This is a genomic window from Kitasatospora sp. NPDC092286, assembly GCF_044755565.1.
Taxonomy (GTDB): domain Bacteria; phylum Actinomycetota; class Actinomycetes; order Streptomycetales; family Streptomycetaceae; genus Kitasatospora.
Map to the genome: position 1 here is coordinate 1 of NZ_JBIVRD010000066.1, position 25,456 is coordinate 25,456.

Annotated in this window: 27 protein-coding genes and 1 pseudogene; 17 read left to right on the forward strand and 11 right to left on the reverse strand. The window is 72.0% G+C overall.

Going from position 1 to position 25,456, the window contains the following annotated elements:
* From ACIQIB_RS37305 to ACIQIB_RS37315, 3 genes are all read left to right on the forward strand, one after another.
* Positions 1 to 1,233: alpha/beta fold hydrolase (locus ACIQIB_RS37305; RefSeq protein ID WP_400763557.1), on the forward strand; the 1,233-nt coding region annotated here is incomplete at its 5' end.
* 17 nt (positions 1,234 to 1,250) lie between these two features.
* Complete coding sequence (locus ACIQIB_RS37310) at positions 1,251 to 2,201, forward strand: threonine/serine dehydratase (protein WP_400763592.1); 951 nt, start codon at positions 1,251 to 1,253, stop codon at positions 2,199 to 2,201.
* Between the two features lie 140 nt (positions 2,202 to 2,341).
* Positions 2,342 to 2,605 (forward strand): DUF6191 domain-containing protein, encoded by a 264-nt coding sequence (locus ACIQIB_RS37315; RefSeq protein ID WP_400763560.1) that lies wholly within the window; start codon positions 2,342 to 2,344, stop codon positions 2,603 to 2,605.
* Between the two features lie 307 nt (positions 2,606 to 2,912).
* On the opposite strand, the gene ACIQIB_RS37320 is transcribed toward ACIQIB_RS37315, so the two are convergent.
* Entirely contained in the window at positions 2,913 to 3,719 is an 807-nt protein-coding gene (locus ACIQIB_RS37320; protein ID WP_400763563.1) for an exodeoxyribonuclease III, read from the reverse strand.
* Between the two features lie 271 nt (positions 3,720 to 3,990).
* Between ACIQIB_RS37320 and ACIQIB_RS37325 the strand changes: the two genes are divergently transcribed.
* Together ACIQIB_RS37325 and ACIQIB_RS37330 are read left to right on the forward strand one after the other, a co-directional pair.
* A complete protein-coding gene (locus ACIQIB_RS37325) occupies positions 3,991 to 4,764 on the forward strand; it encodes a GntR family transcriptional regulator (RefSeq protein WP_363611897.1) in 774 nt (257 codons plus the stop codon).
* Between the two features lie 118 nt (positions 4,765 to 4,882).
* Entirely contained in the window at positions 4,883 to 5,314 is a 432-nt protein-coding gene (locus ACIQIB_RS37330) for a hypothetical protein (protein ID WP_400763566.1), read from the forward strand.
* Here ACIQIB_RS37330 and ACIQIB_RS37335 read toward each other — a convergent pair whose 3' ends face one another.
* Positions 5,315 to 6,493, reverse strand: coding sequence for an ROK family protein (locus ACIQIB_RS37335; RefSeq protein ID WP_363611812.1), 1,179 nt, complete (start codon positions 6,491 to 6,493; stop codon positions 5,315 to 5,317).
* Positions 6,494 to 6,870: 377 nt separating this feature from the next.
* Between ACIQIB_RS37335 and ACIQIB_RS37340 the strand changes: the two genes are divergently transcribed.
* Positions 6,871 to 7,815: a DUF5996 family protein gene (locus tag ACIQIB_RS37340; protein ID WP_400763569.1), complete on the forward strand. Its 945-nt coding sequence runs from the start codon at positions 6,871 to 6,873 to the stop codon at positions 7,813 to 7,815.
* A 15-nt stretch (positions 7,816 to 7,830) separates the two neighbouring features.
* On the opposite strand, the gene ACIQIB_RS37345 is transcribed toward ACIQIB_RS37340, so the two are convergent.
* Positions 7,831 to 8,223, reverse strand: a complete 393-nt coding sequence (locus tag ACIQIB_RS37345; protein ID WP_400656786.1) for a hypothetical protein — start codon at positions 8,221 to 8,223, stop codon at positions 7,831 to 7,833.
* A gap of 116 nt (positions 8,224 to 8,339) precedes the next feature.
* Between ACIQIB_RS37345 and ACIQIB_RS37350 the strand changes: the two genes are divergently transcribed.
* Positions 8,340 to 9,029 (forward strand): class I SAM-dependent methyltransferase, encoded by a 690-nt coding sequence (locus tag ACIQIB_RS37350; RefSeq protein WP_400656784.1) that lies wholly within the window; start codon positions 8,340 to 8,342, stop codon positions 9,027 to 9,029.
* A 41-nt stretch (positions 9,030 to 9,070) separates the two neighbouring features.
* Here the strand turns inward: ACIQIB_RS37350 and ACIQIB_RS37355 are convergent, their stop codons facing one another.
* The 3 genes from ACIQIB_RS37355 to ACIQIB_RS37365 all read right to left on the reverse strand — a co-directional run bounded on the left by ACIQIB_RS37355 (position 9,071) and on the right by ACIQIB_RS37365 (position 11,725).
* Positions 9,071 to 9,772: a formylglycine-generating enzyme family protein gene (locus tag ACIQIB_RS37355; protein ID WP_400763572.1), complete on the reverse strand. Its 702-nt coding sequence runs from the start codon at positions 9,770 to 9,772 to the stop codon at positions 9,071 to 9,073.
* A gap of 321 nt (positions 9,773 to 10,093) precedes the next feature.
* Positions 10,094 to 10,453 (reverse strand): hypothetical protein, encoded by a 360-nt coding sequence (locus tag ACIQIB_RS37360; protein ID WP_400763575.1) that lies wholly within the window; start codon positions 10,451 to 10,453, stop codon positions 10,094 to 10,096.
* Positions 10,454 to 10,468: 15 nt separating this feature from the next.
* Entirely contained in the window at positions 10,469 to 11,725 is a 1,257-nt protein-coding gene (locus tag ACIQIB_RS37365) for a helix-turn-helix transcriptional regulator (protein ID WP_363611802.1), read from the reverse strand.
* Between the two features lie 475 nt (positions 11,726 to 12,200).
* Here ACIQIB_RS37365 and ACIQIB_RS37370 point away from each other — a divergent pair, with 475 nt between their 5' ends.
* The 6 genes from ACIQIB_RS37370 to ACIQIB_RS37395 all read left to right on the forward strand — a co-directional run bounded on the left by ACIQIB_RS37370 (position 12,201) and on the right by ACIQIB_RS37395 (position 15,072).
* The gene (locus ACIQIB_RS37370; protein WP_400763579.1) at positions 12,201 to 12,377 is read left to right on the forward strand and encodes a hypothetical protein; all 177 of its coding nucleotides are present in this window, start codon (positions 12,201 to 12,203) and stop codon (positions 12,375 to 12,377) included.
* A gap of 131 nt (positions 12,378 to 12,508) precedes the next feature.
* Positions 12,509 to 12,925, forward strand: a complete 417-nt coding sequence (locus ACIQIB_RS37375; protein WP_363615030.1) for a hypothetical protein — start codon at positions 12,509 to 12,511, stop codon at positions 12,923 to 12,925.
* On the forward strand, positions 12,925 to 13,578 hold the full coding sequence (locus tag ACIQIB_RS37380; RefSeq protein ID WP_400763595.1) for a hypothetical protein: 654 nt from the start codon (positions 12,925 to 12,927) through the stop codon (positions 13,576 to 13,578). The genes ACIQIB_RS37375 and ACIQIB_RS37380 overlap by 1 nt, the downstream gene beginning before the upstream one ends.
* Positions 13,542 to 14,384, forward strand: a complete 843-nt coding sequence (locus ACIQIB_RS37385; RefSeq protein ID WP_363615034.1) for a protein kinase domain-containing protein — start codon at positions 13,542 to 13,544, stop codon at positions 14,382 to 14,384. Before ACIQIB_RS37380 ends, ACIQIB_RS37385 begins: the two co-directional genes overlap by 37 nt.
* Positions 14,381 to 14,917 (forward strand): GNAT family N-acetyltransferase, encoded by a 537-nt coding sequence (locus ACIQIB_RS37390; RefSeq protein WP_363615036.1) that lies wholly within the window; start codon positions 14,381 to 14,383, stop codon positions 14,915 to 14,917. The genes ACIQIB_RS37385 and ACIQIB_RS37390 overlap by 4 nt, the downstream gene beginning before the upstream one ends.
* Positions 14,887 to 15,072, forward strand: coding sequence for a hypothetical protein (locus tag ACIQIB_RS37395; RefSeq protein ID WP_363615038.1), 186 nt, complete (start codon positions 14,887 to 14,889; stop codon positions 15,070 to 15,072). The genes ACIQIB_RS37390 and ACIQIB_RS37395 overlap by 31 nt, the downstream gene beginning before the upstream one ends.
* A gap of 199 nt (positions 15,073 to 15,271) precedes the next feature.
* On the opposite strand, the pseudogene ACIQIB_RS37400 reads toward ACIQIB_RS37395, so the two are convergent.
* Positions 15,272 to 15,794, reverse strand: a pseudogene (locus tag ACIQIB_RS37400) (HAD domain-containing protein); the annotation flags it as partial.
* A gap of 525 nt (positions 15,795 to 16,319) precedes the next feature.
* Complete coding sequence (locus ACIQIB_RS37405; protein ID WP_363615040.1) at positions 16,320 to 16,919, reverse strand: short chain dehydrogenase; 600 nt, start codon at positions 16,917 to 16,919, stop codon at positions 16,320 to 16,322.
* Between the two features lie 70 nt (positions 16,920 to 16,989).
* Between ACIQIB_RS37405 and ACIQIB_RS37410 the strand changes: the two genes are divergently transcribed.
* From ACIQIB_RS37410 to ACIQIB_RS37425, 4 genes are all read left to right on the forward strand, one after another.
* Positions 16,990 to 18,003 (forward strand): LysR family transcriptional regulator, encoded by a 1,014-nt coding sequence (locus tag ACIQIB_RS37410; protein ID WP_363615042.1) that lies wholly within the window; start codon positions 16,990 to 16,992, stop codon positions 18,001 to 18,003.
* A gap of 7 nt (positions 18,004 to 18,010) precedes the next feature.
* Positions 18,011 to 19,489 carry a M16 family metallopeptidase gene (locus ACIQIB_RS37415; RefSeq protein WP_400656771.1) on the forward strand — a complete coding sequence of 493 codons (1,479 nt, stop codon included), beginning with the start codon at positions 18,011 to 18,013 and terminating at the stop codon, positions 19,487 to 19,489.
* Between the two features lie 59 nt (positions 19,490 to 19,548).
* Positions 19,549 to 20,124: a hypothetical protein gene (locus ACIQIB_RS37420; RefSeq protein WP_400763585.1), complete on the forward strand. Its 576-nt coding sequence runs from the start codon at positions 19,549 to 19,551 to the stop codon at positions 20,122 to 20,124.
* A 170-nt stretch (positions 20,125 to 20,294) separates the two neighbouring features.
* Complete coding sequence (locus ACIQIB_RS37425; RefSeq protein WP_400656769.1) at positions 20,295 to 21,137, forward strand: SAM-dependent methyltransferase; 843 nt, start codon at positions 20,295 to 20,297, stop codon at positions 21,135 to 21,137.
* Positions 21,138 to 21,222: 85 nt separating this feature from the next.
* On the opposite strand, the gene ACIQIB_RS37430 is transcribed toward ACIQIB_RS37425, so the two are convergent.
* The 3 genes from ACIQIB_RS37430 to ACIQIB_RS37440 form a co-directional block, all read right to left on the reverse strand.
* Positions 21,223 to 22,428, reverse strand: a complete 1,206-nt coding sequence (locus tag ACIQIB_RS37430; protein WP_363615050.1) for an LLM class flavin-dependent oxidoreductase — start codon at positions 22,426 to 22,428, stop codon at positions 21,223 to 21,225.
* Entirely contained in the window at positions 22,425 to 23,780 is a 1,356-nt protein-coding gene (locus ACIQIB_RS37435; protein ID WP_400763587.1) for an NtaA/DmoA family FMN-dependent monooxygenase, read from the reverse strand. The genes ACIQIB_RS37430 and ACIQIB_RS37435 overlap by 4 nt, the downstream gene beginning before the upstream one ends.
* A 170-nt stretch (positions 23,781 to 23,950) precedes the next feature.
* Positions 23,951 to 25,147: an alpha/beta hydrolase family protein gene (locus ACIQIB_RS37440; RefSeq protein ID WP_400763590.1), complete on the reverse strand. Its 1,197-nt coding sequence runs from the start codon at positions 25,145 to 25,147 to the stop codon at positions 23,951 to 23,953.
* Positions 25,148 to 25,456 lie beyond the last annotated feature (309 nt).

Here is a 25,456-nt window from a genome sequence, read left to right on the forward strand (position 1 = left end):
GCCTACGTCGTGCCCACCCCCGGCACCGAACTCGACACCGCCGACATCCGAGCCGAGGTCGCTGCGTTCCTGCCCGAGTACATGGTCCCGGCAGCCGTGATCGTCCTCGACGCGATCCCGCTCACGGTCAACGGCAAGCTCGACCGAAAGGCCCTGCCCGCACCCGACTTCGCCTCCGCCGGCGAGGGCCGTGCACCCGCCACCCCGCAGGAAGAAGTCCTCTGCGGCGTGTTCGCGGAGGTCCTCGGCCTCGACAAGGTCGGCGTCGACGACGGGTTCTTCGAACTCGGCGGTGACTCCCTGATGGCCACCCGGCTGGCGAGCCGGGTCAAGGGGGTCCTGGGGGTGGAGCTCGGGGTGCGTGCGGTGTTCGAGGCACCGACCGTCGCCGAGCTGGCCAAGCGCCTCGGTGGCGCGGCGACCCAGCAGGACGCGCTCGGCGTCCTGTTGCCCCTGCGCAGCAGCGGCAGCCGTGCACCGCTGTTCTGCGTGCACCCCGGGGTCGGCATCAGCTGGTGCTACTCGCCGTTGCTCCGCAGCATGCCGTCGGACTACCCCCTGTACGGGCTGCAGGCGCGCGGGCTCGCCGGGCCCGACGAACTACCGGGCTCCATCGGGGACATGGCCGCGGACTACATCCGGCAGATCCGCGCGGTGCAGGAGTCGGGCCCGTACCACCTGCTGGGCTGGTCGCTCGGCGGGATCGTCGCCCATGAGATGGCCGTCCAGTTGCAGGAGGCAGGTGAGGAGGTGGAGACGCTGGTGCTGCTCGACCCGTACACGAAGGCCCAGGCCGAGGATGCCGCCCCACTGAGCAAGGCGCAGTTGATGGCGCTGGCGATCGAGGGGCTCGGCATCGAGGTCGACCGGAACGGGGAGGACGAGCTCGAGATCGCCGATGTGGCGGCTGCGTTCCGTGCCGGTGGCGGGATTCTGAGCACGCTCAGTGACGAGGTCGCCGGGTCGATCTTGGAGATCTTCGGGAACAACGCGGGCAACCAACAGCGGCACGTGCCGCGGGCCTTCACGGGCGAGGCCCTGGTGTTCACGGCGGACGGCGGCGCGGACGCCGGGGGGAACGAGGACGTGTCGCAGTCCGCAGAGCGGTGGCGGTCGTTCGTCTCCGAGGGCGTCGAGGAGGTCCGGTTGTCCTGCGAGCACGAGGAGATGGCGCGACCGGATGTGCTGGCGGCGATCTGGCAGAAGATCGACTCCTCCCGGTTCGGCTGGTAGGGGGAGCCGTGCTGAAGATGCTGATCGGTGATGTCGAGCAGGCCGCGGCCCGGCTGGACGGACTGGTGGTCCGCACGCCGGTGCTCCGCCTGCCCGAACTCGACGCGGAACTGGGCGCGTCGGTCTTCCTCAAGGCGGAGATGTACCAGCACACCGGTGCCTTCAAGTACCGCGGGGCGCTGAACAAGATGCTGATGCTCGACCCCGCTGATCTGCGACGGGGAGTGATCGCCGGCTCCTCCGGCAACCACGGGAAGGCGGTGGCGGGACTGGCGGAGAGCTTCGGCGTCCCGGCGCTGCTGGTCCTGCCGCGCGACGTTCCGGGGGCGAAGCTGGAGGCCGTGCGCGCCTGCGGCGCCGAGGTCGTCTTCTACGACCCCGTGCACGACGACCGTGACGTCATCACGCGGGGTCTGGCGGCCGAGCGGGGCCTCGTCCTGCTGCCCTCGTCCGACGACCCGGACGTCGCAGCGGGCCACGGTACGGTCGCTCTGGAACTGTTCGAGGAGACCGGAGGGGTGGACCACCTCCTGATGCCGGTCGGGGGCGGGGGCCTGGCGGCGGGGTGCGCGACCGTGGCGAAGGCCTTGGACCCGGGCGTCACGGTGACCGGGGTCGAGCCGGCGGAGGGGGACGACACGGCGCGCTCGTTGCTCGCCGGGCGGCGCGTCGAGATCGTTCCGCCTCGTACGCTCGCCGACGGACTGCGCCACCGGACCCCCGGAAGCTTCACCTTCGAGGTCAACCGGAGGCTGCTCGACGGGGTGGCCGTGGTGACGGACCGTGAACTGGAGGCGGCGATGCGCTTCCTCTGGAAGTACGGTCGGATCATCACGGAGCCGAGTGCCGCCTGCGGGGTGGCTGCGCTCCTCGCGGGCCGGGTCGAGCCGGCCGGGGCGCGGATCGGCGTGGTCCTCTCCGGCGCGAACATCGACGACGACCGCTTCCGGAGGATCGTTTCCGGATGAACGCCGTTCGAGTGGATGCGGGGCGTATCCGGGCCGACCCGGAACGCCGACCGGCCGTGGACCGTTGAAGAGTGGTCGTCGTCGGGGTCCCGTTTGCCCTCCGCTCACCCATGCCGAAGTGGTGCACTCACATGGAATTAATGGTCATCTTCCTGATCATCATCATGGTGGTCGAGCGCCTGTGGCGCTGGGCGACCAAGGTCAAGCGAAAGGGGACGTCGATCTCCCAAGCGGGGCTGGACGAGTTCCAGTCGGCCTTCCAGAGCATGAAGCGCGTTCAGGTGGAACAGCAGCAGACCGAGCTGATGCTCCGCGATGAGGAGGGTGAGTCCGCGCCTCCGAATAACCGGATCGATCTCAACAGCGGAAAGGTGATCATCACCCCGACGGACAATAAGAAGTAGTCGGCGTCGGGCGCCGCGTGCTCATCGAAGACGGTGATCACGCGGCGCAGTCGAGAGGATCAGTTCTTCACGTCGTATACCGCAGTGACGGCCCGTGGTCGGACCACCGTTCGGCGTGGGGCGTCACAGGCCTCCCCGTCAGTCTGCGCTCGCGATGCCCCTGGCGGGGTGGGTGCAACGAATCGACTTGTCAAACCGGCCGGGCAAGATCGCAGGCGTCGCTCGCTGGCGCGGGTGGGCCTGGGCTGAGCGCCGCCCGCAGGCATCAGGGCACCGCTGGTATCTACTAACTGTGGCTTCCTGTAGGTTAGTTGCCGCCGAAGTCGAATTCGGCGGTGACGGGTGCGTGGTCGGACCACCGTTCCGCGTGGGATGCCGCGCGCTCGACGTAGGCCGCGATGGATTTGTCCGCAATGCCCGGAGTTGTCACGATTAGGTCAATTCTCCAGCCGGAGTCGTTGTCGAAGGCACGGCCGCGGTAGGACCACCAGGAGTACGGGCCGGTGCGGTCGGGGTGCAGGGCGCGGACCACGTCGACGTAGCCGGCCTCGTCGTAGACCCGGCTGAGCCAGGCGCGTTCCTCGGGGAGGAAGCCGGCCGACTTCTGGTTGGCCTTCCAGTTCTTCAGGTCCTCGGGGCGGTGGGCGATGTTCCAGTCGCCGCAGACCACGACCTCGCGGCCGGCTGCGGCCGCCCGGGTGCGCAGCTTGCCGAGGTGGACCAGGAACTCCGCCATGAAGCGTTCCTTCTCCTCCTGGCGTTCGGTGCCGACCTCGCCGGAGGGGAGGTAGAGGCTGGCGACGGTCAGCCCCGGCAGGTCGATTTCGGCATACCTGCCCGAATTGTCGAATTCCGCCGACTCGAAGCCGATAGCCGTACGCTCCGGCTCCCGCCGTGACAGCACCGCCACTCCGGCCCGGCCCTTGGCGGCGGCCGGCGCCCACAGCGCGTGCCAGCCGTCCAGGTCGCGCAGTTCGGCGGGCAGCTGCCCGGGCTCGGAGCGCACTTCCTGCAGGCAGACCACGTCCGCCTCGGTGGCCGACAGCCACTCGGTGAAGCCCTTCTTGGCCGCCGCCCGGATTCCGTTCACATTCACACTCGTCACCACGATCACCCGGGCAGCCTATCGAGCGCCACGGCCCCGTCCGACGACCGACGCGTCGGATGTGGAGCTGTCGTGAACGCGGCATGAATCTGCGCGACAACGGCACCAACCCGGCCATTGGTCTTGACCATCTCCGGACGCAGCCCCTAGGGTCGCTTACTGCAAGGACCTTTAATAAAGAAGGACGGATAAAGCCCGCTCTCCCACCTGCCGCAACAGCGGACAGCGGGTCGGGTCCGCCCTCCTGCGGCAGGGCGAAAGAATCAGGGTGGAGGACACGGTGGGGACGACAGGGCAGCTCACGGCAGTTCCGGAACCGAAGTACTGGCACCTGCGCACGGTGCTGCTCCGCGCCATCGGCACGGAGTTCTCCACCGGCCAGGTCCTTCCCAACGAGCGTGAGCTCTCCGCCCGCTTCGGCGTGGCCCGGGCCACCCTGCGCCAGGCGCTCGACCAGCTGGAGCTGGAGGGCCGGCTGGTTCGCCGCCGCGGCATCGGCACCCTGATCGCCGCCCCCCGGGTCGGCGTCCCGGTCAACCGGCACGAGGAGGGCTGGCCCGGCACCGCCCGCAGCCAGGCCTGGCGCAGCGTGGACTGCACCACCGCCCCCGCCTCCGCCCAGCTCGCCAGGAGCCTGGGTATCGCCGAGGGCGCCACCGTGCACACCGTCCGCCGGGTGCGCATCGTCCAGGGCCAGAACATGGCCACCGAGTCGCTGCACGTCCCCGCCGCCGTGCTGCCGCACCTGCCCGGTTTCCGTGCCGAGAGCGACCGCGCCCGCTCGGTGCTGCGCCAGCTGGAGCGCCTGGAGGTGGACGGCGAGTCCCGCTCGGTCGAGCTCGGCGTCGCCGAGGCCGAGCAGGCCGCCTTGCTGGAGCGCCCGCCGGGCTCGCCGGTCCTGGTGATGACCACCCAGTACGCCTCGGCCGGCCGACTGGTGGCGCTCGCGGTCTCCACCTACCGCGCCGACACCTGCAAGCTGACCTTCGGCGAGACCGGCCTCGTCGAGGTCACCCCCGTCGGTGCGACCGCCGAGGTCCGCACCGCTTCCTGAACCACTTTTCCGAACACCCTCAGGCCCAGGCCCGGACGCTCCTCGAGCGCCCGGGCCTGGGCCGTTTGTGCGGGCGAAGGCGCCGGGACGACAATGGCCGTGGGGAGAGGGGGTGGTGATGAGCCGACTTGACGACCTGTGGGCCGAGGGTTGGGCACCGGCCTGGGAGGGGTTGTTCCGGGCGGACGGGCGGTCGAGGGACGCCGACGTCGCAGGCCCGGACCTGGACGGCTTCCAACTCGGCGAGGAGGTCGACCTGGAGGAGCTGATGGAGGAAGACCCCGAAGCCCTGACCTCGGTCAGTGTCTTCGTCGAGGCTGTGTTGCCGGACGGCTCGGGCTCCCTCTGCGGTGGAGGGGGGTCGCACGGGTCGGAGGGCCTCTTCGCCCGGTTCGATGTGGACCGGAAGCTGGTCTGGCTGCTGCACCTCGGCGAGTCCAACGAGTTCGTCCGGATCACCGTCGACTGGCCGGTGGCGAGCTTCACCAACAATCTGGGCAACTCGATCACCATCGACCTCACCGGCCCCGACCATGCGGTGGGCCGCTGATCAGCTCCGGCCGCCGCCGCTGCTGGGCGGGTCCACGGCGAAGAGCTGTTCCTCGACGTGGTCCAGGCCCACCCGGAGGGCGCCCATGGCGACCACCTCGGAGCCCAGGGCGGCCAGGGCCACCTCGGGGGCGCGCAGGGTGAACTGGGCGAGGCGTTCGCGCAGGGGCTCCAGGACGCCGTCCAGACCGGCGGCCCAGCCGCCGACCACCACCAGCTGCGGGTCGATCGCCAGCACCAGGGCCGCGACGCTCTGCACCAGCCTGGTCAGGAAGCGGTCCATCGCGACCTGCGCGACCTCGTCGCCCTCCCGGGCCAGCCGCAGCACCCGGGCGACGGCCGCCTCGTCCAGCGGGTTGAGCGGCTTGCCGGTGGTGGAGAGCAGCCGTTCGGGCGTGACCTCCTGTCCGAGCAGGTGCAGCGCGCCGATCTCGCCCGCGGCGCCGCCGAAACCGCGGTGCAGCTTGCCGTTGATCAGCGAGCCGGCGCCCGGGCTCAGCCCGGCCATCACGAAGACGACGTCGCCCATGCCGACCGCGGCGCCCTGCCAGTGCTCGGCGATGGCGGCCAGGTTGGCGTCGTTCTCGATGAGGACCGGGCAGCGGAACGAGCGGCGCAGCCGCGCGCCCAGGTCCAGGCCGGTCCAGCCCGGCATCGCGGTGCCCAGCCGGACGGTGCCGTCCCGGTCGAGGATGCCCGGGGTGCCGACACCGACGGCCCACAGGTTGTCCCGGGAGATCCCGGCCTTGCGCAGCACCTCGGCGACCACGCTGCGGACGGCGGTCAGCCGGTCCTCCGCCTCCAGGGTCTCGTCGACGGGTCTGAAATGGCTGCCCACCACCTCGCCGGTGAGGTCGGCGAGGATGACGCGGATGTCGTGGACACCGATCTCGATGCCGAGGATGTGCCCGGCCTCGGCGCGGAACCGGAACCAGCGGGCCGGCCGCCCCCGGCGGCCGCCGCCGGGCTGGCCGCCGTTCTGCGGCTGGTCGACCTCGGCCACCAGGCCGGTCTCGACCAGTCCCTCGATCACTCCCTCCACCGTCGGCCGGGACAGTCCGGTGTCCCCGACCAGCTGAGTGAGGGTCACCGCGTGGCCGGTCCGCAACGCCCGGAGCGTGACCGCCGCGTTGATCCGTCGCAGCAGTGAGGAGTCTCCTCCGGTGAGCCGATCCGCCAAGACGATGCCCTTCGCCGTGCGCGCGACAGCCCTGGCGCGCGTTGTCGAGTGCGCGGTGACCACCCTGATGGCCCGCGTGAGTCCGCCGCCCGGAACGCGGGCACGACAGCGCTGGGCCGCCTGCGCCAGGGCCGGAGGGCATGTGCCGGATGCTACCCGGGCCCGGGCCGGGTGGGCGAGCATCTTCGCAGCTCACCCGGGCTTCGGTATCGAAATGGTACGCATCGGGTGGCAGCGCGTAATCCAGCTTTCAACCAGGACCAGGCCCACCGGGAGGCGGGCGGCACCCGGGCAGGACCCGGGCGGGTGAGCCCCGCGGCGCGTGGGCGGGACGCCGGGGCCATCATGGGACGGGGCGGACAGGAAAGGGCTGTGCGATGGAGCTGTTCCCGCCGATTCCGCTGGCCGAGTGGCAGGACACCAAGGAGACCTTGCACCGCTTCGCGCAAGTGGTGGGCAAGATCCGGCTGGCCGCCAGTGTGCGCCGCAACCACTGGTGGAACGTACCGTTCCATCTGACCGGCCGGGGGCTCACCACCCGGCCGACCGGGCGGGCCGACGGCGGCCCGGTCTTCACGCTCGACTTCGACTTCGTCGGCCACCGGCTGGTGGCCACCGCGCCGGACGGGCGGGAGGTGTCCTTCCCGCTGCCGGGCCAGTCCGTGGCCTCGTTCCACCGGAACACGCTGGCGGCCCTCGACGCGCTGGGCGCCCGGGTGGAGATCGCGCGGCCCCGGCCCTTCGGCCTGCCCGACGCGGGCCGGCCGTTCGCCGAGGACACCGAGCACGCGACGTACGACCCGACGCACGCCAACCGCTACTGGCGGGTGCTCAGCCAGGTGGCGCTGGTCCTGGAGGAGTTCGCGGCGGGCTTCTCCGGGAAGTCCAGCCCGGTGCACCACTTCTGGCACACCTTCGACGTCGCCCACACCCGGTTCTCCGAGCGCCACGTCGAGCCGCCGCCGCAGGCCGACCCGGTGACCCGTGAGGCGTACTCGCGGGAGGTGATCAGCTTCGGGTTCTGGTTCGGGGACGACAGCTTCGCCGAGCCCGCCTTCTACGCGTACACCGCACCCGAGCCGCCCGGGCTGGACGCCGAGCCGCTCAGCCCCCCGGCCGCCCGCTGGGTGCCGCGCAACGGCAGCCATCTGGCCGTCCTGAGCTACGAGGACGCCCGCGCCGAACGCGATCCGAGGGCGGCGGTGCTCGCCTTCTACGAGAGCGCGTACCAGGCCGGGGCCCGCCGCGCGGGCTGGGACGTCGCCGCCCTGGCCTGCCCGGGCGGGATCACCGACCCGCGTCCGCCGGCCCCGGGGTGCTGAGGCCCGGCGGGACGGCTACCGGGTGCTGCGGCCGGCCCCGCCGAGCAGAGCGGCGGCGGCCACCGCCGTCAGCACACCGCCGGCCAGCACGCCGCGCCGGGAGCCGCAGGACAGCACCGACCACCGGGACCGGGCGGACAGCAGCGAGCCGAGGCTGAGCCAGGACCCGGCCGACAGCAGGGAGAGCGCCGAACCGACGGAGCCGACCGACAGCACGCTGCCGACCGAGCCCACCGACAGGACGGACCCGACCGATCCGATCGAGAGGGTCGAGCCGACCGAACCGATCGAGAGGGCCGAGCCGATCGAACCGATCGACAGCAAGGAGTCCGTGGCGCACGGCGCCGACGAGGTTCCGGAGCAGGCGGAGAACGCGGAGAGCTCGGAGAGCTTGGGGAGTTGCGGCATGGGGTCGATCCTAGGGCGTGTCTGACGATTCCCGCCGGGTGCCCGAGCGGGAGGCGGGCTCCGGGAGCTGGCACTCCGTCACCTCGGGTGGCCCGGCGAGGTCCTATGCTGCGGGCATGCCGAACGAGATCCGCACCCTCCAGCCAGGCACGACCCTGGAGTCGGACAGCGGCTTCGTGCGACGGGAGACCGGTCTGACGGCCGTTCCCTTCGTTCCCGAGGTCCGTCTGCACATGGCCGACGACGCCATCGCCCTCTGGGAGACGACGGAGGCTGCGCGAGGTGAGATCGGCCTGCCGCCGCCGTTCTGGGCGTTCGCGTGGGCCGGCGGCGTGGCCGTCGCCCGGTATGTCCTGGACCATCCCGAATCGGTGGCCGGGAAGACGGTGCTCGACCTGGCGGCGGGGTCCGGTCTGGTCGGCATCGCGGCCGCGATGCGCGGCGCGACGGCCGTCCGGGCCGCCGAGATCGACGCCTACGCGGTGGCCGCCATCGGGATCAACGCCGAGGCGAACGGCGTCCGGATCGACGCGGCGGTCGAGGACCTCCTCGACGGTGACGGCGGCCCGGCCGAGGTGGTCCTCGCGGGGGACGTCTTCTACGAGCGGGCGATGGCCGCGCGCTTCCTTCCGTTCCTGGAACGGGCCCGGGCCAGGGGCGCCCGCGTCATCGTCGGCGACCCGGGCCGGGCGTACCTCCCGCGCGACCGCTTCACCGCCCTGGCCGCCTACGACGTACCGGTCGTCGCGGACCTGGAGGACGCCGACCTCAAGACCACGACCGTCTGGCAGCTCGCCCCGGTGTGATGCCCGCGCGCCTGACGCCCTCGCGGGGGTGAGGGCCGGGCTCAGGGCAGGAGGGAACGGGCGACGCGGAATCCCACGTCGTCGACCCGGAAGGTGGGGTGGCTGCGGCGCCGCACGGAGGCCCGGCAGCTCCAGTGCTCGTCGAACCAGCCGCCGCCGCGCAGCACCCGGTAGGCGCCGTAGACCTCGGTGTCGTAGACGTCCCAGCACCAGTCCCAGGCGTTGCCGAGCATGTCGTGGAAGCCCCACGGGTTGGGCCGCTTGCCGCCCACGTCGTGGATCCGCTCGTCCGAGTTGCCGCGGTACCAGGCGGTGTCGTCGAGCGGCCCGTAGCGCGGTCCCGCCGTACCGGCGCGGCAGGCGTGCTCCCATTCGGCCTCGGTCGGCAGCCGGTAGCCGTCGGCGGACGCGTCCCATTCGACAACGTCACCGCTGCCGTCGCTCTCGCCGCCCCCGCCGTCGGGGCCCAGGAGGTAGGCGGGCGTCAGCGCGTCGCGCCGGGACAGGGCGTTGCAGAACCGGAGCGCGTCCCACCAGGAGACACCCTCGACGGGCAGCCGGTCGCCCCGGGCGGTGCCCGGCCGCAGGCCGGTGATCTCGGCGTACCGGGCCTGGGTGACCTGGACCGCCGAGAGCTCGTAGGGTGCGAGGTCGACGCTCCAACTGCGTTCCGTCCGCCGGTCGGACAGTGTCACCCGCCCCGGTGGGACGGAGATCATCTCGGCTTCTGCGCGCGCGCTCATGAGCAGGTGATCCTATCGGGTCGGCTGGACCCCGGCTCCGTCCGGAGCGGTCAGGCCGAGGCGCCGATCGGGACCGCGTGGGGACGCAACCACTCGGCGAGAGCGGTGAAGTCGGCGTCGGTGAGGCCCCGGTGGGGGGTCGACGCGGTGGAGCTGCGATGTACTCGTTCGCGTCGTCGAGCCACCCCGAAGGACACGCATGCAAAAGACATTCCGACATAGACCCCTACGCCGAGTAGTCCACTCAACCACCCTGAGTGACCTGAACCCGCCCCCGCCCCTTCCCCGCACCGGATGGGGGTGGGGGCGGACGCAGACCGCTCAGGAGTGTGCGCGCTCGATCGCCTCGAAGATGTCCGCATCGGTCTCTCGCTGCCAGGAAGGCAAGTCACTCCAGTCGGCGACGTAGCCCGGCTTCGGGTTCTCGATGTGCTTGTGGATTTGAGCAATCCAGCACGTCGCGACGAACCGGCCCTTCTGCTCCCGGGTGAGCTTTGACGTATTCCCACCGCTCACGCTGATGAATTCGCGGACCTGGCCGTAAACGGCGGCGGCGCACTCGCGTTCCCACTCCGGTGTCGCGTCCCATGGGGCAACGTAGCCGGCCTTTGGTTCGCCCGGGTAGTGCTTTGTGACGCCCGCGATCCAGGCTTCGCGGAAAATTCGCCCCTCGGACGACATGCATCGCTCCTTTGGTCAGGCGGCGCTGTCGAGCGCCGAAATCTGCTGGTGTAGCGCTGAGGCCCGGCCATCGGCCATGAGCGGGACAAGGCGGCTCTTCACGCCCTCCAGCTTCCTCCCGATGTAGCCCGATCCGGTCTGGCTGGCCAGCTCCAAAGCAGCGCGAGTGTAGTGACTCGCCTGTTCAAGATCGCAGCGCTCGGCACCAAGAGCCGCCAACTCCGCGAGTACCGCCCCCTGGCGGCGCAGTGAGAGCTGCTGCGAGAGCGCGGATGTCAGCGCTTGCTCTGCCAAATCCGGGCGGCCGAGTGCGAGATAGCATGTCCCCCGCTCCTCATCGAGGCGTGAACCATCGAACCGAAGCCAGCCATCATTGTGAAGCTGCCCGGACAGGCCATGTACCTTCTCGGCGTCGTCAAGCGCGCGCTTAGTCGCATCAAGGTCGCCGAGGCCGGCGTGTACCTCTGCTTGGACCGCCGCCACCCAGTATCGGGTCGAGAGCTGACTGTCACCTCGTTCTGCTACCTGAGACGCCGCTGACAGAATCGGAGCCGCTACGGCAAAACGGCGCTCATAGAGCTCTGCAAAAGCATGCCTCGTCAACGCACAAGCCCACATGTCGAAAGCTCCTGCTTCTTTGCTGGCGCTGGCGGCCAGTGTGTAGCAGTGCGCAGCATCGGTGTATCTGTTGGCGTCGAAGAAGATCTCACCAGCGAGCTGATACAGGTCTCCCGCCAGTGCACAGAGCTGCTGGCGCGAGGCATCGTTTTGGCTCTCCCCCAGCCCCTTGGCCAGGAGACCCAGTTGGTGCCGAACCATCGGGTACACGGCCTGCTTGGAATCGGAGAGGCCGAACACCTTCCAGAGGCACGTGTTCAATTCAGGCCCGGTTTCTGCCAGGGACGCAGCCGTTCCGGGGCGAGACGAGGGCTTGTCGGAGCCCGGCAGGGCAATGAGCGCACCGGTCACGGCGAGCAGGCTCAAAACATCGCGGCGCTTCATGTCGTCAGTATCACCAGAAGGAGGAGCAGCGGCGTAGGCCACCGAACGGTCAGGAACTCTCACCTCTGGTGCGAGGAGGTCCGCCAGCCCTTCAGGGGTGACCTTGAGGACCTTTGCCATCTTGGGGTGCACGTACCCGTGGGGGTCGGTCGCGCCGGCCTCCCAACGGGTAACCGTGGAGACTGCCACCCCCAGCTCGTTGGCGAACGACTCCTGACTGTAGCCCAGCGCCTTACGGCGCTCCGCGAGACGCTTCCTCCTCGAAGCCACAGGCGCCTCCGCTCAGATCGAAAGGCCCGAGGCCAGGCCGGACAGTGCGTTGATTATGCCTGATAGGTGCTCACCTTCTGCTCTGGTTCGGGACAACTCCTCGGCCGTTCACTGGATGCAGCTACTTCGAGCGGCGAAGGAGGACAGAGCGATGGCGAGGCGTACCACCCACGGGTGTACCGCGAAGTCATGACGGACCCCGCAAAGGCGGGGCGGGTCAACCCCCTGGTCGGCTGGAATCCGCTGGACGACTGACCCCAGGGCGAGGAGTACGCCGAGGACAGGACCGAGGGCTACTTAGCCGATACCTGTTGGGTCCGCCACCGGGAAACGCTGGTCTGCGCCGGATCTCGATTCAGGCCCCCGAGCACCTGCCTGCTCATCTGTGAGGGCTGCGTCACCCTGGCCAAGACCCGCGACCGTCGCCGTGCCCTGTCGGGCCGCGCTCGGCCGACGCACGGCGTAGTCCCTGCCCGTGCCGACGAGGAGGAAGGACGCCGTGGACAACGGCCAGGACGACTACCGCGACGCGGCGAAGGAGGCCGCCCTCGGGGTACCCGCCCCCAGGCGGGTTGCCGTCGCCTACGCGGTCGCGCTGCTCGTCCTGATGGCCGTGGCGACGGCGCTGGTCATCTGCGACCGAATCTTCTAGCTAGCAATCGCGCCCCTGGCGCCCACAAGCTCCCGGCCCGTCGGAAAGGGTCTTCTGCCGGGCCGGGGTCGCACCACCCTGCATTGCTGCTCGTCCCCCTGGCGAGCAGAGCCAACGGATTGGAGAGGCCCGTGAGCACCACCACCATCAAGCCCGGCACCGAGCTGGACGAGCTGGGCAAGTTCTTCACGATCGCCGCGCGTCGGATTGACGCGGGCGAGGCCGCGCCGGAGATGTTCTCCGCCGCCATCGACACCGCGTGGCACCAGCTCGTCAACGACCCGGCCGTGCACGAGGCGTTCGCGCTCAAGCACGCCGGCCGAAAGCTGGCCCACGTCGAGAGCGCGGGCACCGGCTTCATCTCCTGGGTGAGCGCCTACGAGGAGGCGTACGGCCCCCTGCCGGAGATCTGGTTCGCCGACGCCGACGGCACGGTCAACACCGGGGCCCTGGCCCGCTACCGCGAGTCGGGCGAGGTCTGGGCGGAGTGGAGCTGCTCGCCCGCGCCGTCCGACCCGGACGCGGCCCCGGAGCCGGTCGTCCGGTGATCACCGCACCCCACGACGGAGCGTCCCGGCCGACCGCCGGGGCGCTCCGCCTCACCGAAGCCCGGACGGAGAACCCGGCCAGTGCGGACGTGAACCGCTACCTGTCCACGATGGAGCAGTACTGCCCGTTCCTCCAGCCGTCCACGGCGCGCGGAATGACCGGGTGGACCGTCTACGAGATCGCGTCCGGTACCTACCGGTACGAGGTCGAAGCGGAGCTGTTCCACGCGGGCGTGCAGGCCGCGGAGTGGATTCGCCCGCTCATGGCCCGACCGAACGGTCTGCTGGCGTGCGAGAACGTGGTGATCGTCGGCCAGTGCGCGGACGCGGACCACCGCGAACTGCTGGCGTGGCCGCACTGGGCGCTGAAGAACCTGTACGGGCCGGTCGGCGTGATGTTCGGCAAGTTCGTGAAAGGGGCTGCCGAGACCAGCCGGGCCGGGCACAACATCCCGCCGGCCCCCGCCTCGTTCCTCCCGGTACGGGCCGCCGTCCGGCCGCTGGACCCGAAGTTCCTGACGAACACACCCGACCTCGCGGCAGCGGTGGCCGGGGCCGTGGACGATGGCCGCGACGTGTTCGAGCACATCCCCTGCGAGTGGAAGGCAGTTCGAGAATGGGCGAGTTCCTTGCCGAGGCCAGAGCAGCGCTGAGGGCCGCGGAGGCCGTCTGCGGGCCGGTCAAACTGGAGGAGATCAGCAACCGGCGGGGCTCGGCGGTGTGGAAGGCCAGCGGTCCGCGGGGCTCGGCGAGCATCAAACTCGGCACCGGCGAGGCCGCCGAGGTCACCGCACGCGAAGCCTCCGTCCTGTACCAGCTTCCCGACTACACCGTGACCGCCGGTCGTTTCGACAACGGCGTCTGGTACGTCACCCCGTGGCTGACGGGGCCGTCCACCTGGGACGTCTTCGGCCCCGGGCGCAAGGGCGAGGGCGGACGCGACGAGGCTCTGGCTGCCGCGATGGGGCTGTGCCGCGCCGTGGCCGCTCTCCACGCCGAAGAGTGGGTGCACGGGGACCTCCAACCCCAGCACGGTATCCACACCGAAGACGGAGTCCGGCTCATCGACTTCGCCTGGAGCCGACAGATCGGCATCACGCCGTGGCTGACGTTCGACGGCACGATGATCCACCTCACCGCCCCCGAGCTGGCCGCCCGGATCATCACCGGCCCCCAGCCCGTCAACACGACGCAGCCCGCCGACGTCTACGCCCTCGCCGGCACCCTGTGGACCTGCGTCACCGGCAAGTGGCCGCTGGACTACGAGGCCGCCGGACTCGGCAAGGGCACGCCCCTGGCGGAGATGCGGAAGGCCATCGCCACCAGAGCCGTCCCGATGTCCGCCGTGATGCCCTGGCCCGCCCTCCAGGCCCGGCTGCGGTACGTCCTGCTGGCCGAGCCCGACGACAGGCCGACCGCCGCCGAACTGGCCAAGCTCGTCGAAGCGGTCGACGGGTGATTGAGCTGCGGGAGCTGGCCCCCGGCGACGCCGGGGCACTGCTGCGCATCTACAGCGTGGAGGCGACGAAGCACCTGGGCCGGGCGGCGATGGATGCCACCGAGGCCCGGCACTACGCCCGCCACGCCGCAGCGTCCGCAGCACAGTCCCCGCGCACGCTCTACATGTTCGGCCTCGTCGTGGACGGCGACCTGCTCGGTGTTGTCAAGCTCCACCTGGACCGCCCGGTCGCCGCCGTGAGCTACATCCTGCGCGCGGACGCCTGGGGTCGGGGCCACGCCACCGAGGGGGTTCGCAAGATTCTCGCCCTCGCCTTCGGCCACCTCGGGTTGCCGGAGGTTCACGCCAAGCACCACCCGGACAACCCGGCCTCGGGCCGTGTCCTCCGCAAGGCGGGCTTCGTGCCCACCGGCGAGCACGCCGGATTCACGACCTACGCCATCCGGCCGCCGCAAACGGCCGACGGCCCCTCTCCACACCTCCTGCACCTCCGAAGTACCCCATGGCCCGCGCCTTCCTCATCCTCGCCCTGATCGTCATGATGGCGACCAGCTTCCGGTACCACCGCACGCCCCGGCACGAGAACGACCCGGACAAGATCTGGTGCGCCAGGGTCGGGGACCGCCGCAGCGTGGAGGTGTGGCGGCGCGGGCTGACCATCGACGTCCGCGTTGTCGACCGTCACTGACCATCTCGCACCCCCGCTGCCCTCAACCCCAGCGGCGGGCCCGCCCCCGTCCTGCTGCTGCCCCCGCAGCCGCAGGACGGGGGCCCTCCTCAGCCTGGAGACCTCCATGTGGGCCAGCGCAGAGCCGGACCGTCAAGCCGTGATCAAGAAGCTCGTCATAGCCGCACTTCCGGAGGTCGCCAGCAGGTACCGCGTGGGGACGCAACCACTCGGCGAGAGCGGTGAAGTCGGCGTCGGTGAGGCCCCGGTGGGGGGTCGACGCGGTGGAGCAGGGCGTCTCCCCGGTGGTGGGCGCGGACCCAGGCGCGGTCGGTGTCGGTGATCTCGTCGTCGACCCAGGCGAAGGGGCGCCCCGCGGCCCGGGCGACGAGGGCGCGGGTCTTCCAGTGCAGCCCGGTCCGTTCGTCCAGGTCGTCGGCTGCGGACGGCTCCGGCCACTCCACCACCGGCAGCCGGGGCAGACCGAGCCGCGGTGCGACGCACTCGTTCGCGTCGTCGAGCCAGGTCGTTGCCCAGATCAATCGGCAGGGCAGCGCCGCGAGCCGGGGGCCGTGGGCGGGATTGATCCGGGCCAGCAGTGGATTGGGCTCCGGCGTGTCGGGCTCCGTCGGCCAGGTGGGGTACCCGTCCGGCAGTTGCTCCGGCGTCGCGCCGAAGGGGATGAGGGGGCCGTCGACATCGAGGAAGAGCAGCGGCTGCGAAGAGCGCGTGGAACCGGTCACGGCCGCAGGATAACGGCGGCTGCCATCGCCGGTACGCCTCCCGGGGGTTGGCCCGTCGAACCGGTGACGGGACGGGCCCGGGCGTGCGCCACGCGACCGGCCATGACGAACCGGCAGCGGATGATGGCCGACGACGGATGCCCGGTTCCGGGCGGCGCGGACGCGCCGGCGGTCGAGGGGCTCGGCCGGGAACTGGCCGGGATGCCGCGGCCGCCCGATCGACTCGTGCGTGACGGGCAGGCGTTCACCGTGCTGTCCGAGTGGGTCCCGAGCCTGCCCGACCGGCTCTCGGCTGGCTGCATAGCGTCGCGCACGGTGCGGACCCGCTCGGCGCGTTCGGGCTGTGCGCCGAGGTGGACCCGGCGCGGACCGGGAGGCGGCGGTGGTGACCCTGCCGCACCGGGAGGCCCTGCGGGAACGGCTCGCCGAGATCCTGGCCGTCATCGCCCCCTTCACCGGCTGATCCCGGGAGGCGGGCGGACGGCCACGTCCCCACCGCCGCGCCCGCACCCCGGGGGCCGCCCGCTACGGCAGGGTGTAGACCTGGCCGGTCTGGGCGCCCTCGACGGAGCGGACGTACGCCTGGGCGACCAGGGCGAGATCGACCGACGGCATGCCGGGGAAGAAGGACTCGTAGTCCGCGAGGCTCTCGGTGAAGACCGTCGGGCTGACGGCGTTGACGCGCTGCGGGGCGATCTCGATGGCGGCCGCCCGGACGAACGCCTCCACCGCGCCGTTGGCCATCGATGCGGCGCTCGCCGTGGGGACGGGCTCGCGGGACAGCACCCCGGTGATCAGGGTGAAGGAGCCCCGTTCGGCGATCCGGGAGGTGCCCTGGCGGACCAGCTCGATCTGGCTGAGCACCTTGCCCCGGAACGCGGCCTGGTAGTCGGCGGGCGTCATCTCGGTGACGGGCTTGTAGGGGACCTCGCCGGCGGCGCTGACCACCGCGTCCACCCGGCCGACCGCCTGGTACAGGGCCGTGACCTGAGCCGGGTCGGTGATGTCGTGGCGCAGATCGCCGCCGGTACGGCCGACGGTGACGACCTCGTGGCCGCGGCCGGACAGGGTCTCGCGGACGGCCGTGCCGAGCTTTCCGGTGGCGCCGATGAGCAGAATCTTCATGCCCGTGACGCTAGGTCCCGCCGGTCCCGGGAGGGAAATACCCGCCGCGCGGTACTTATGCTTGGCGGTTATGAACGGCTTGCCGGAGGTGAAGGGCGCGGCGGTGGCGAACGTGGAGCTGCGCCATCTGCGGGCCCTCGCCGCGATCGGTGACGAGGGGACCATCACCGACGCCGCGATCGCCCTGGGGATCAGTCAGCCCGCGCTGTCCCGCACCCTGGACCAGCTGGAGCGGCGCCTCGGCACCCGCCTGGTCGAACGCACCACCCGCCGGCTGGCCCTCACCGAGGCCGGAACGCGCCTGTGGGAACACGCCCACCGCATCCTCAACCAGCTGGACGACGCGCTGGCCGAGGCCACCGCGCGGCCGCGCCCGCTGCGGGTCGCGTTCGCCTGGGCGGCGCTCGGCCGCCACACCGTCCCCCTGCTGCGCGCCTGGCGCGAGCAGCACCCCGACACCCCCGTCCAGGTCCTGAGCCACGACGATCCCGAGGCCGCCCTGCGCCGGGGAGAGGCCGACGCGGCCTTCCTCCGGACGAAACCGGCGGCCGACACCGGGCTGGCCGTTCTGGCGCTGGTGCGCGAGGCCCGCCTGGCCGCGGTGCACGACGGACACCCGCTCGCCGGCCGGGACGGCGTGCGGCTGGCCGACCTCGCGGACCAGCCGGTGGTGCTGTGCGCCACGGCCGCGACCACCGGCGCGGATCTGTGGCCCACCGCCCGGCGCCCGTACACCTTCGCGGTCCCGGGCGTCGCCGAATGGCTCACCGCCATTGCCACGGGCGAGGCCGTCGGAGTCACCGCGGAGGGCACCGGGCACAGCCATCCGCACCCCGGCATCCGCTATCTCCCGCTCACCGACGCGGATCCCGTGACGGTCTACCTGGTCCGGCCCCGCACCCCGACACACCCCGCCACCGAGGCCTTCCTCGCCCAGGCGGTGCGCAGCACGGAACAGGGGAGCGCGGCCGACACCCGTCAGGCGTGGACCTCTCCTCCGGGAGCGGCCTCCGCGGGCGAGGGAGGAAGCGGGCCGGCCCGTGGCGGAAAACCTTGGCAGGAATGGCCTGAATCGCGAATATGATCGACCGGTGAATCGCGAGGTCATTGACACCATTCCCGTCTTCTGGACGGAAGCCCCCGGGCCGCTCGAGGCCATCCTGATGTTCGGCTGCGGCGCGCGGGACGAGACCATGCGCACCCTCGGTGTGACCCACCTGGTCGAGCACCTCGCGATGAGCACCCTGCCCAGACTGCACCACGACCACAACGCCTCGGTCGACCTGGCGCTCACCCAGTTCACCTGCTCCGGACGGCCGGAACAGGTGGTCGAGTTCCTGGCCCGGGTCTGCGAGGCGCTCACCGCCCTGCCGGTGGAACGGATCGAGCAGGAGTCCGGCGTCCTGGCGGCCGAGGACGGCCGGGTCGCCGACCCGCAGACCGGCGAACTGCTCTCCCACCGCTACGGCGTGCAGGGCCTGGGCCTGGCCGCCTACCGCGGCCCCGGTGCCGACCGGATCCCCCTCGACGCCGTCCGGGAGACCGTCACCCGCTACTTCCACGCCGGAAACGCGGCCCTCGTACTCACCGGCCCCCCGCCGGCCGGGCTCAGGCTGCCGCTGCCCGCCGGGGAGCGCCCCGACCGCGGCCCCGCCCAGACCGCGCTGCACACCGGCCCCTCGTGGCGTCAGGAGGACGTCCCCGGCCCCGGACTCGCCCTGCACGGGGACCTCAACGACCCTGCGCTGCTGCTGGCCGTCAAGGTCCTCGCCCACCGCCTGCGGGAGACCGTCCGTCACCAGCACGGCCTCTCCTACGACGTCGACAGCTCCGCCGTCTTCGCCGGCCCCGGCCACGGCGAGCGCACCATCTGCCTCGACGCCCGCGAGGGCCAGGAGCAGCGGGTCACCGAACTGCTCTGGCGGGAGGCGCTGCGCCTCGCCCGTGACGGCGTGACCGAGGACGAGCTCGCGGAGGAGCTGGAAGGCGCGCGCGAGGCCTGGAACGACCCCCGCTCCACCGCGTACGAACTCGGTGAGGCCGCCGCCGACCTCCTGCTCGGCGACGACTACCAGGACGCCGCGGCCAGGCTCGACACCCTGGCCGGGGTGACCCCGGGACAGGTGCGGCAGGCGCTGGCGGACGCGCTGCGTACGGCGCTGCTGGTGGTCCCGTGCGACACCGAGGTGGACCTGGTGCAGCCGGACGGCACCGGGCTGCCGCGGTACCTCTGCGGGCAGGGTGTCGAACTCCCCGCCGGCGGCCAGGTGTTCAGGCCGCCGCTGGCCGACCGGCTGCGGTACTCCGGGGCGCGCAAGGCCCGGCTGGTGGTCGACGACGCCGGGGTCTGGGTGCGTCAGCCGGACGGTGAGGTCCACCATGTGCCGTTCGACGAGGTCGTGGGGGTGGAGATGCGGGGCCCGGGCCGGGTGGTCTTCGGGCGCAGCACCTGCTTCGTCCCCGTGGTGCCGGAGCTGTTCGCGAACCTCGGCCCGGCCGTCCGGGCCATCGACGCCCGGGTCCCCGCGCACCTGATCTACGCCGCGTCCGCGTTCCGTCCCGCCGACTGACCGACCGGCCGGCCGGCCTTTACCGCGCGGCCCGCGCATCCCTTGTCGAGAGAACCTCCATGCCCACGTACGCAGCCATCACCTCCGCTCCCGCCGACCAGGTCCTGACCGCGCTGAAGCGCTCCAAGTCCGGCGGCTACCTCTACGCCGGTACCCCGGGTACCGCCGTCCTGTTCGACCCGCCGAAGCCCCGGTTCGGCCGGATCTCGCGCGGTCGTCTGCGCGACGCCCCCTGGGCGCTCGCGGTCGACACGAAGACCGCGGTCTGGTTGCTGGAAGGGACCGACTGGGGCGCCTGCGCCACGGTGTGCTTCCCCGGCGGGGGCTTCGAGCAGATCGGCTGGGCCGCCGACTGGACCCCGCCCACCGACCCGGCGGAGCTCGCCGCCCACCGGGACGCCTGGACCAAGGAGTGCGACAAGATCGCCCGCAAGGCCGGTCTGGCCGAGCCCGGCGTGCTCGCCGAGGTCCGCAACGACCCGGGCCCGGACGGCACCCGGCCCAGCACCGAGGACGTTCTGCGTCGGCTCTGCGCGCTGGTCGGGGCGCCGGAGACGGTGGTCGGGCAGTCGCTGTTCGCCCAGGCGGGGCCCGCCGGGCGGGACTTCGTGCGGTTCGAGGCCAAGGGGCGGTAGCCCGGTCCCGGCTCCGGTCCGGCCCTGGTTCCGCCCCGGTTCGGCCTTGGTTCGGTCCTGGGTCGGGGGGTGGTTCCACCACCGTTTCCGAAGGACCGTTAGCATGCCCAGCACGGCTTGCCGATGCGGCAGTTGGTTGTGGGATCAACCGGGAACACAGGAGCGTGAAGATGCCGGACACGGGCTCGACAGCACAGCCGCCGAAGGACGACCACTGGCCGGCCGTCGATCTGCGGATGGATGTTCCGCACTCGGCCCGGGTCTACGACTACCTCATCGGCGGCAAGACCAACTTCGAGGCGGACCGGGTGGCCGCCCACGCCTCCGTGCAGGCGTGGCCGGCCCTCCCGGTCTCGATGCGGACCACCCGCACCTTCATGCAGCGCGTGGTCCGCCACCTCACCGAGCAGCACGGGATCCGCCAGTTCCTGGACATCGGCACCGGCATCCCCACCTCGCCCAACGTGCACGAGATCGCCCAGGGCATCGCCCCCGAGTCGCGGGTCGCCTACGTCGACAACGACCCGATCGTGCTGACCCACGCGCGGGCCCTGATGTCGAGCAACCCCCAGGGCAGGACCTGTTACATCGACGCCGACCTCCGCGACGTCGACTCGATCATCGGCTCGCCTCGGCTGCGCGAGGTGCTGGACCTGACGCAGCCGGTGGCGCTCTCCCTGATCGCGATCGTGCACTTCGTGCTCGACGAGGACGACCCGCAGGGCATCGTGCGGCGGTTCATGGACCAACTGGCCCCCGGCAGCGTCCTGGCGCTGACCGTCTTCACCGGTGACACCGACCCGGTGGGCGTCGGCGGCGTCGGCCGTGAGTACAACGCGCGCGGCATCCCCCTGCAGATCCGCGACAAGAAGGAGGCCCTCGCCTTCTTCGACGGGTACGACCTGCTCGACCCCGGGGTGACGCTGGTCCACCACTGGCGGCCCGACCAGGACGCCCCGCCGGTGCGGGACCAGGACATCGCGATGTACGGCGGAGTGGCCGTCAAGCGCTGACCGGGCCGTCGGCGTACGCCCCGGCCGCCCCCGCCGCCCGCCGCCAGGACCGGGGTGCGGTCGGCGTCCGTCCTCCCGGAACCCCCTACCCCCGCTTCGCGTAGCGGCTGGTGGGGCGGGGGAGGCCGAGGTGGGCGCGGAGGGTGTCGGTCCCGTAGGCGGTGCGGAAGGCCCGGCGGCGGCGGAGTTCGGGGACGAGGGCGCGGGTGACGCCGGTGAGGTCGTGGGGGAGCGCGCCCGGGCGGAGCCGGAAGCCGTCCAGCCCGGCCTCGTGCCGGTCGAGGAGCAGGTCGGCGAGTTCGGACGGGGTGCCGGTGAAGACCTCGGCGTCGGAGGTGAACGGCGCGCCGTCCAGGTCGTCCAGCCGCTCCTTGCGCAGGGCGGCGGCGCCCGGCCGCTCGTCCAGGAACACGACGAGGTCGGCGAAGACCTTGAGGGGCAGGTCGGCGGGCCGCCGGACGGCGGCCTTCGCCGCCTCGACCTCGCCGAGGACCGCCGCCGTGCCCGCCCGCGAGTGCGGCGTGACGAAGACGACGTCGGCGCCGGTCGCCGCCAGCCGGTACGGCACCCCCGCGTGCGCGAGGACGGCGACCACGGGCTGGCCCTGCGGCGGGCGCGGGGTGACGGACGGGCCGCGGACGTCGAAGTGCTCGCCGGTGAAGTCGATGTAGTGCAGCCTGTCGCGGTCGAGGAACCGGCCGGTGGCGGCGGACCGGATCTCCGCGTCGTCCTCCCAGCTGTCCCAGAGCCGCCGTACCACCTCGACCACGTCCGCCGCCTCGTCGAACAGCGGGCGCAGGCGTGCCGCGATCAGCTCCGGGTCACGGACGTCGTCGGCGGTGAGCTGCGGCAGGGTCCGGCGGCCGAAGTGCGCGGCGTCGTCCGCGCGGGAGGAGAGCTGCGGCCGCCACCCGGCCCGGCCCCGGCTGGCGAAGTCGAGGGTGGCGATGCCGGCGGAGAGGTGGAACGGCTCGGTGTGGGTGACGTTGGTGGTCGGGACCAGCCCGATCCGCGAGGTGAGCGGGGCGACCCGGGCCGCCACGAGCACGGCGTCCAGCCGGCCCCGGACCTGGTCGGTCCGGTCGTCCGGGCCGATCGGGCTGCCGGACTGCAGGGCGAGGGTGTCCTCGAAGGTGACGAAGTCGAGCAGGCCGTGCTCGGCCTCGGCGGCCAGACCGGCCCAGTACCGGGCGGTGAACAGCCCGCCCGGGTCGGCGTCCGGTGCGCGCCACGCGGCCGGGTGCCAGCCGGCGCCGTCCAGGGCCACGGCGAGGTGCGGGGGCGGGGTCACGAGGTCGTCTCCCGGGTGTCGGCGGTGCGCGGCGGCTTCAGCCCGAGGTGGTCGCGGAGCGTGGTGCCGGTGTAGTCGGTGCGGTACACGCCCTTCTCCTGGAGCAGCGGGACGACCCGGTCGACGAGTTCGTCCAGCCCGCCCGGGGTGAGGTGCGGGGTGAAGACGAAGCCGTCGGAGCCGTCGTTCTGTACGAACTCGTCCATCGCGTCGGCGACTTCGCGGGCCGTGCCGATGAACGTCTGACGCCCGGTGACCTCGGTGACCAGCTCCCGGATGCTCAGCCCGCGGGACTCGGCCAGCTCCCGCCACTGCCTGGCGGTCGCGACGCGGTCGGTGCGGAACAGCGCGTGGCCCTTGAGGAGGAGGCTCTCCGGGTCGGGCTCGACGGCGGGCAGCGGCCCGTCCGGGTCGTAGGAGGAGAGATCGCGGCCCCAGACCGCCTCCAGGTAGGCCAGCGCCGTCTGCGGGCCGATCTGGGCCCGGCGCAGTTCGGCGGCGCGCTCGTGCGCCTCCTCCGTGGTGTCGCCGAGCACGTACGTCACGGCGGGCAGGATCGTCAGGTCCTCCGGTGCGCGGCCGTGGGCGGCGAGCCGGCCCTTGACGTCCCGGTAGAAGGCGCGGGACTCCTCGGGCCTGCTGTACCGGCTGAAGATGACGTCGGCGTCGGCGGCGGCGAACTCCCGGCCCTCCGGGGAGTCGCCGGCCTGGATGATCACCGGGTGGCCCTGTGGCGGGCGCGGCGTGTTGAACCGCCCGGCGATGTCGAAGTGCTTTCCCCGGTGGGAGAATTCGCCGGCGCCCGGAGCGACGAACCGGCCGGCCGCGGCGTCCGCCCGGAGGTCGTCCGCCGCCCAGCTGTCCCACAACTCGCGTGCGGTGTGCAGGAACTCCGCGGCCCGGGTGTACCGGTCCGACTCCGCGAGGAAGCCGCCCCGGCGGAAGTTCTCGCCGGTGAAGGTGTCGAAGCTGGTCACCACGTTCCACGCGGCCCGCCCGTCGCTGAGGTGGTCCAGGCTGGCCAGCCGCCGCGCCACCTCGTACGGCTCGTTGAAGGTGGAGTTGACGGTCGCGGCGAGCCCGAGCCGGGTGGTGACGGCCGCCAGCGCGCTCAGCACGGTCAGCGACTCCGGCCGGCCGGCCACGTCGAGGTCGTAGATCGCGCCCTTGTGCTCGCGCAGCCGCAGCCCCTCGGCGAGGAAGAAGAAGTCGAACTTCCCCCGCTCGGCGGTGCGTGCCAGGTGCAGGAAGGAGTCGAACTCGATCTGGCTCCGCGAGCGTGGATCGGACCAGACGGTGGTGGTGCCGATCCCGGGAAAGAACGCGGCGAGGTGAATCTGCTTGCCGGGCATGACGGTTGAGCGCCTCCTGTCAGCAGGGCTGTGAGGACTCGCCAATCCTGCAAGCGGGGGAGGGGCGGGGCAACCGATGAAATCAACTGTTCACGGACGGACATGATGTTGTGTGCGGGCCCCGCCGCGCGGCGGCGGCTCGCGGGCGGGGCCCCGCCCCCACGGGGCGGTCAGGGCAGCCGGACGACGACCTCCGGGTTGGCCGGGGACGGGCCGTCGAGGAGCGGCTGGGCGATGCCCTTCAGGGACTGGTCGAAGAAGGCCGCGACACAGGTCCGGGTGAGCTGCTCCGCACGCTCCGGGGAGATCTCGTCCGGGTCGCCCACGCCCACCAGCGCGGCGAGGACCGGCAGGTCGGTGAAGCTGCCGTGGTTGGTGCCGTTGACGGAGAGCCAGCGCCGCCAGCCGTCCAGGCTCGTCCAGGTGTGCTGCCAGGACTGGTCCTGGCCGCTGGTCTCCTCGCCGAGCATCAGGAAGGGGCGGCCGTTCAGGCCCTGGGCGGGGACCTCGTCCCAGAAGGTGCCGTCCATGTTCACCCCGGCCCGCACCCGGTTGTCGGCCGCCATGGTGGTGAGCGTGGCGGCCCCGCCGGCCGAGTGGCCGGCCATGCCGATCCGGGTGGTGTCGATCATCCGCGCGTACTGCCAGCCCGGGTGGCGGCCGGTGAGCCGGTCGAGCACGAAGGAGACGTCCTTGGCCCGGCTCCCGGTGATGGCGGTCTCTCCGCCGGCCGGCGGCTGTTCGCAGATCGCGCAGGTGAGCGTCCGCCCGTCCGGGAAGCTGATGCCGGCGGCCTCGTAGGTGTGGTCGACCAGCGCCACGACGTACCCGCGGCTGGCCAGGTCCTCGGCGAGGCCGGTGAGCGTGGCCCGGGGCAGGGTGAAGCCGGGGGAGAGCACCACCAGCGGGAACCTGCCCGGCGCCGGGCGGGCGTCGGGGTGCGCCCAGGTGCGGACGGCGGCGAGCCGCTCGGGCGGGAAGGCCGAGCCGGGGACCTTCTCCTGGAGCAGGAGCCGCGCCTCCTCGGTGGTCAGATAGGGGGCGGGTGGCCCGCCGGTGCCGGGCCGGGCCGGGTAGTACATCGACACCATCAGCTCCCGGGCCCCGGCCGCGGGCACCCACGGGTCCTGGCGCTGCTCGTCGACGAGGTGCAGGGTGCCGCGGCCGACGGCGTGCGGGCCTGTCGGGCGGGGCAGCCGGGCCTGCGCGGCGGAGGGGTCGGACACCTCCGAGGCAGCGGACGCGGTGGCGGACGTGACCGGGGCGGCGGGCGCGGGGGCGGCGAAGGCGGCGCTCGCGCCGATCAGCGGCAGGGGGAGGGCGAGCGCGACGACGACGGCCAGGGCGGTACGGCGGATTCTGGTCATGACGATCACGCTAGGCGGCCGGACCGGGCCCGGCATCGCCTCACAGGGGGAGCCCGGCGTCCTCCTGCGCGCTGACGAAGGATCATCTCCCGGGCGTACGGAGGCAGTTGCATCGCAGGTGAGAAGCCTCGGGGTTCGAGCGCACTCGAACCCCGAAGGCTGCCGCGCGCCGCCGGTGGCCCGCGCGGCGGGAACTGTCGGACAAGCCCTAGGCCCAATGCCGGTGACTTTGTGGTCGGTGTCTCGTTGGTTGTGGTGTGGCGAGGGTGGGGCAGGTCAAGTCGCCTGCGGATGAGCGGATATCGGACC

Coding starts and splice junctions, on each gene's coding strand:
- ACIQIB_RS37355 (WP_400763572.1), bottom strand. CDS start 9,772: ATGAGCGCGCGCGCAGAAGCCGAGATGATCTCCGTCCCACCGGGGCGG.
- ACIQIB_RS37410 (WP_363615042.1), top strand. CDS start 16,990: ATGAACGGCTTGCCGGAGGTGAAGGGCGCGGCGGTGGCGAACGTGGAG.
- ACIQIB_RS37440 (WP_400763590.1), bottom strand. CDS start 25,147: ATGACCAGAATCCGCCGTACCGCCCTGGCCGTCGTCGTCGCGCTCGCC.
- ACIQIB_RS37340 (WP_400763569.1), top strand. CDS start 6,871: ATGGAGCTGTTCCCGCCGATTCCGCTGGCCGAGTGGCAGGACACCAAG.
- ACIQIB_RS37330 (WP_400763566.1), top strand. CDS start 4,883: ATGAGCCGACTTGACGACCTGTGGGCCGAGGGTTGGGCACCGGCCTGG.
- ACIQIB_RS37435 (WP_400763587.1), bottom strand. CDS start 23,780: ATGCCCGGCAAGCAGATTCACCTCGCCGCGTTCTTTCCCGGGATCGGC.
- ACIQIB_RS37405 (WP_363615040.1), bottom strand. CDS start 16,919: ATGAAGATTCTGCTCATCGGCGCCACCGGAAAGCTCGGCACGGCCGTC.
- ACIQIB_RS37385 (WP_363615034.1), top strand. CDS start 13,542: ATGGGCGAGTTCCTTGCCGAGGCCAGAGCAGCGCTGAGGGCCGCGGAG.
- ACIQIB_RS37395 (WP_363615038.1), top strand. CDS start 14,887: ATGGCCCGCGCCTTCCTCATCCTCGCCCTGATCGTCATGATGGCGACC.
- ACIQIB_RS37350 (WP_400656784.1), top strand. CDS start 8,340: ATGCCGAACGAGATCCGCACCCTCCAGCCAGGCACGACCCTGGAGTCG.
- ACIQIB_RS37360 (WP_400763575.1), bottom strand. CDS start 10,453: ATGTCGTCCGAGGGGCGAATTTTCCGCGAAGCCTGGATCGCGGGCGTC.
- ACIQIB_RS37310 (WP_400763592.1), top strand. CDS start 1,251: ATGCTGATCGGTGATGTCGAGCAGGCCGCGGCCCGGCTGGACGGACTG.
- ACIQIB_RS37345 (WP_400656786.1), bottom strand. CDS start 8,223: ATGCCGCAACTCCCCAAGCTCTCCGAGCTCTCCGCGTTCTCCGCCTGC.
- ACIQIB_RS37425 (WP_400656769.1), top strand. CDS start 20,295: ATGCCGGACACGGGCTCGACAGCACAGCCGCCGAAGGACGACCACTGG.
- ACIQIB_RS37420 (WP_400763585.1), top strand. CDS start 19,549: ATGCCCACGTACGCAGCCATCACCTCCGCTCCCGCCGACCAGGTCCTG.
- ACIQIB_RS37315 (WP_400763560.1), top strand. CDS start 2,342: ATGGTCATCTTCCTGATCATCATCATGGTGGTCGAGCGCCTGTGGCGC.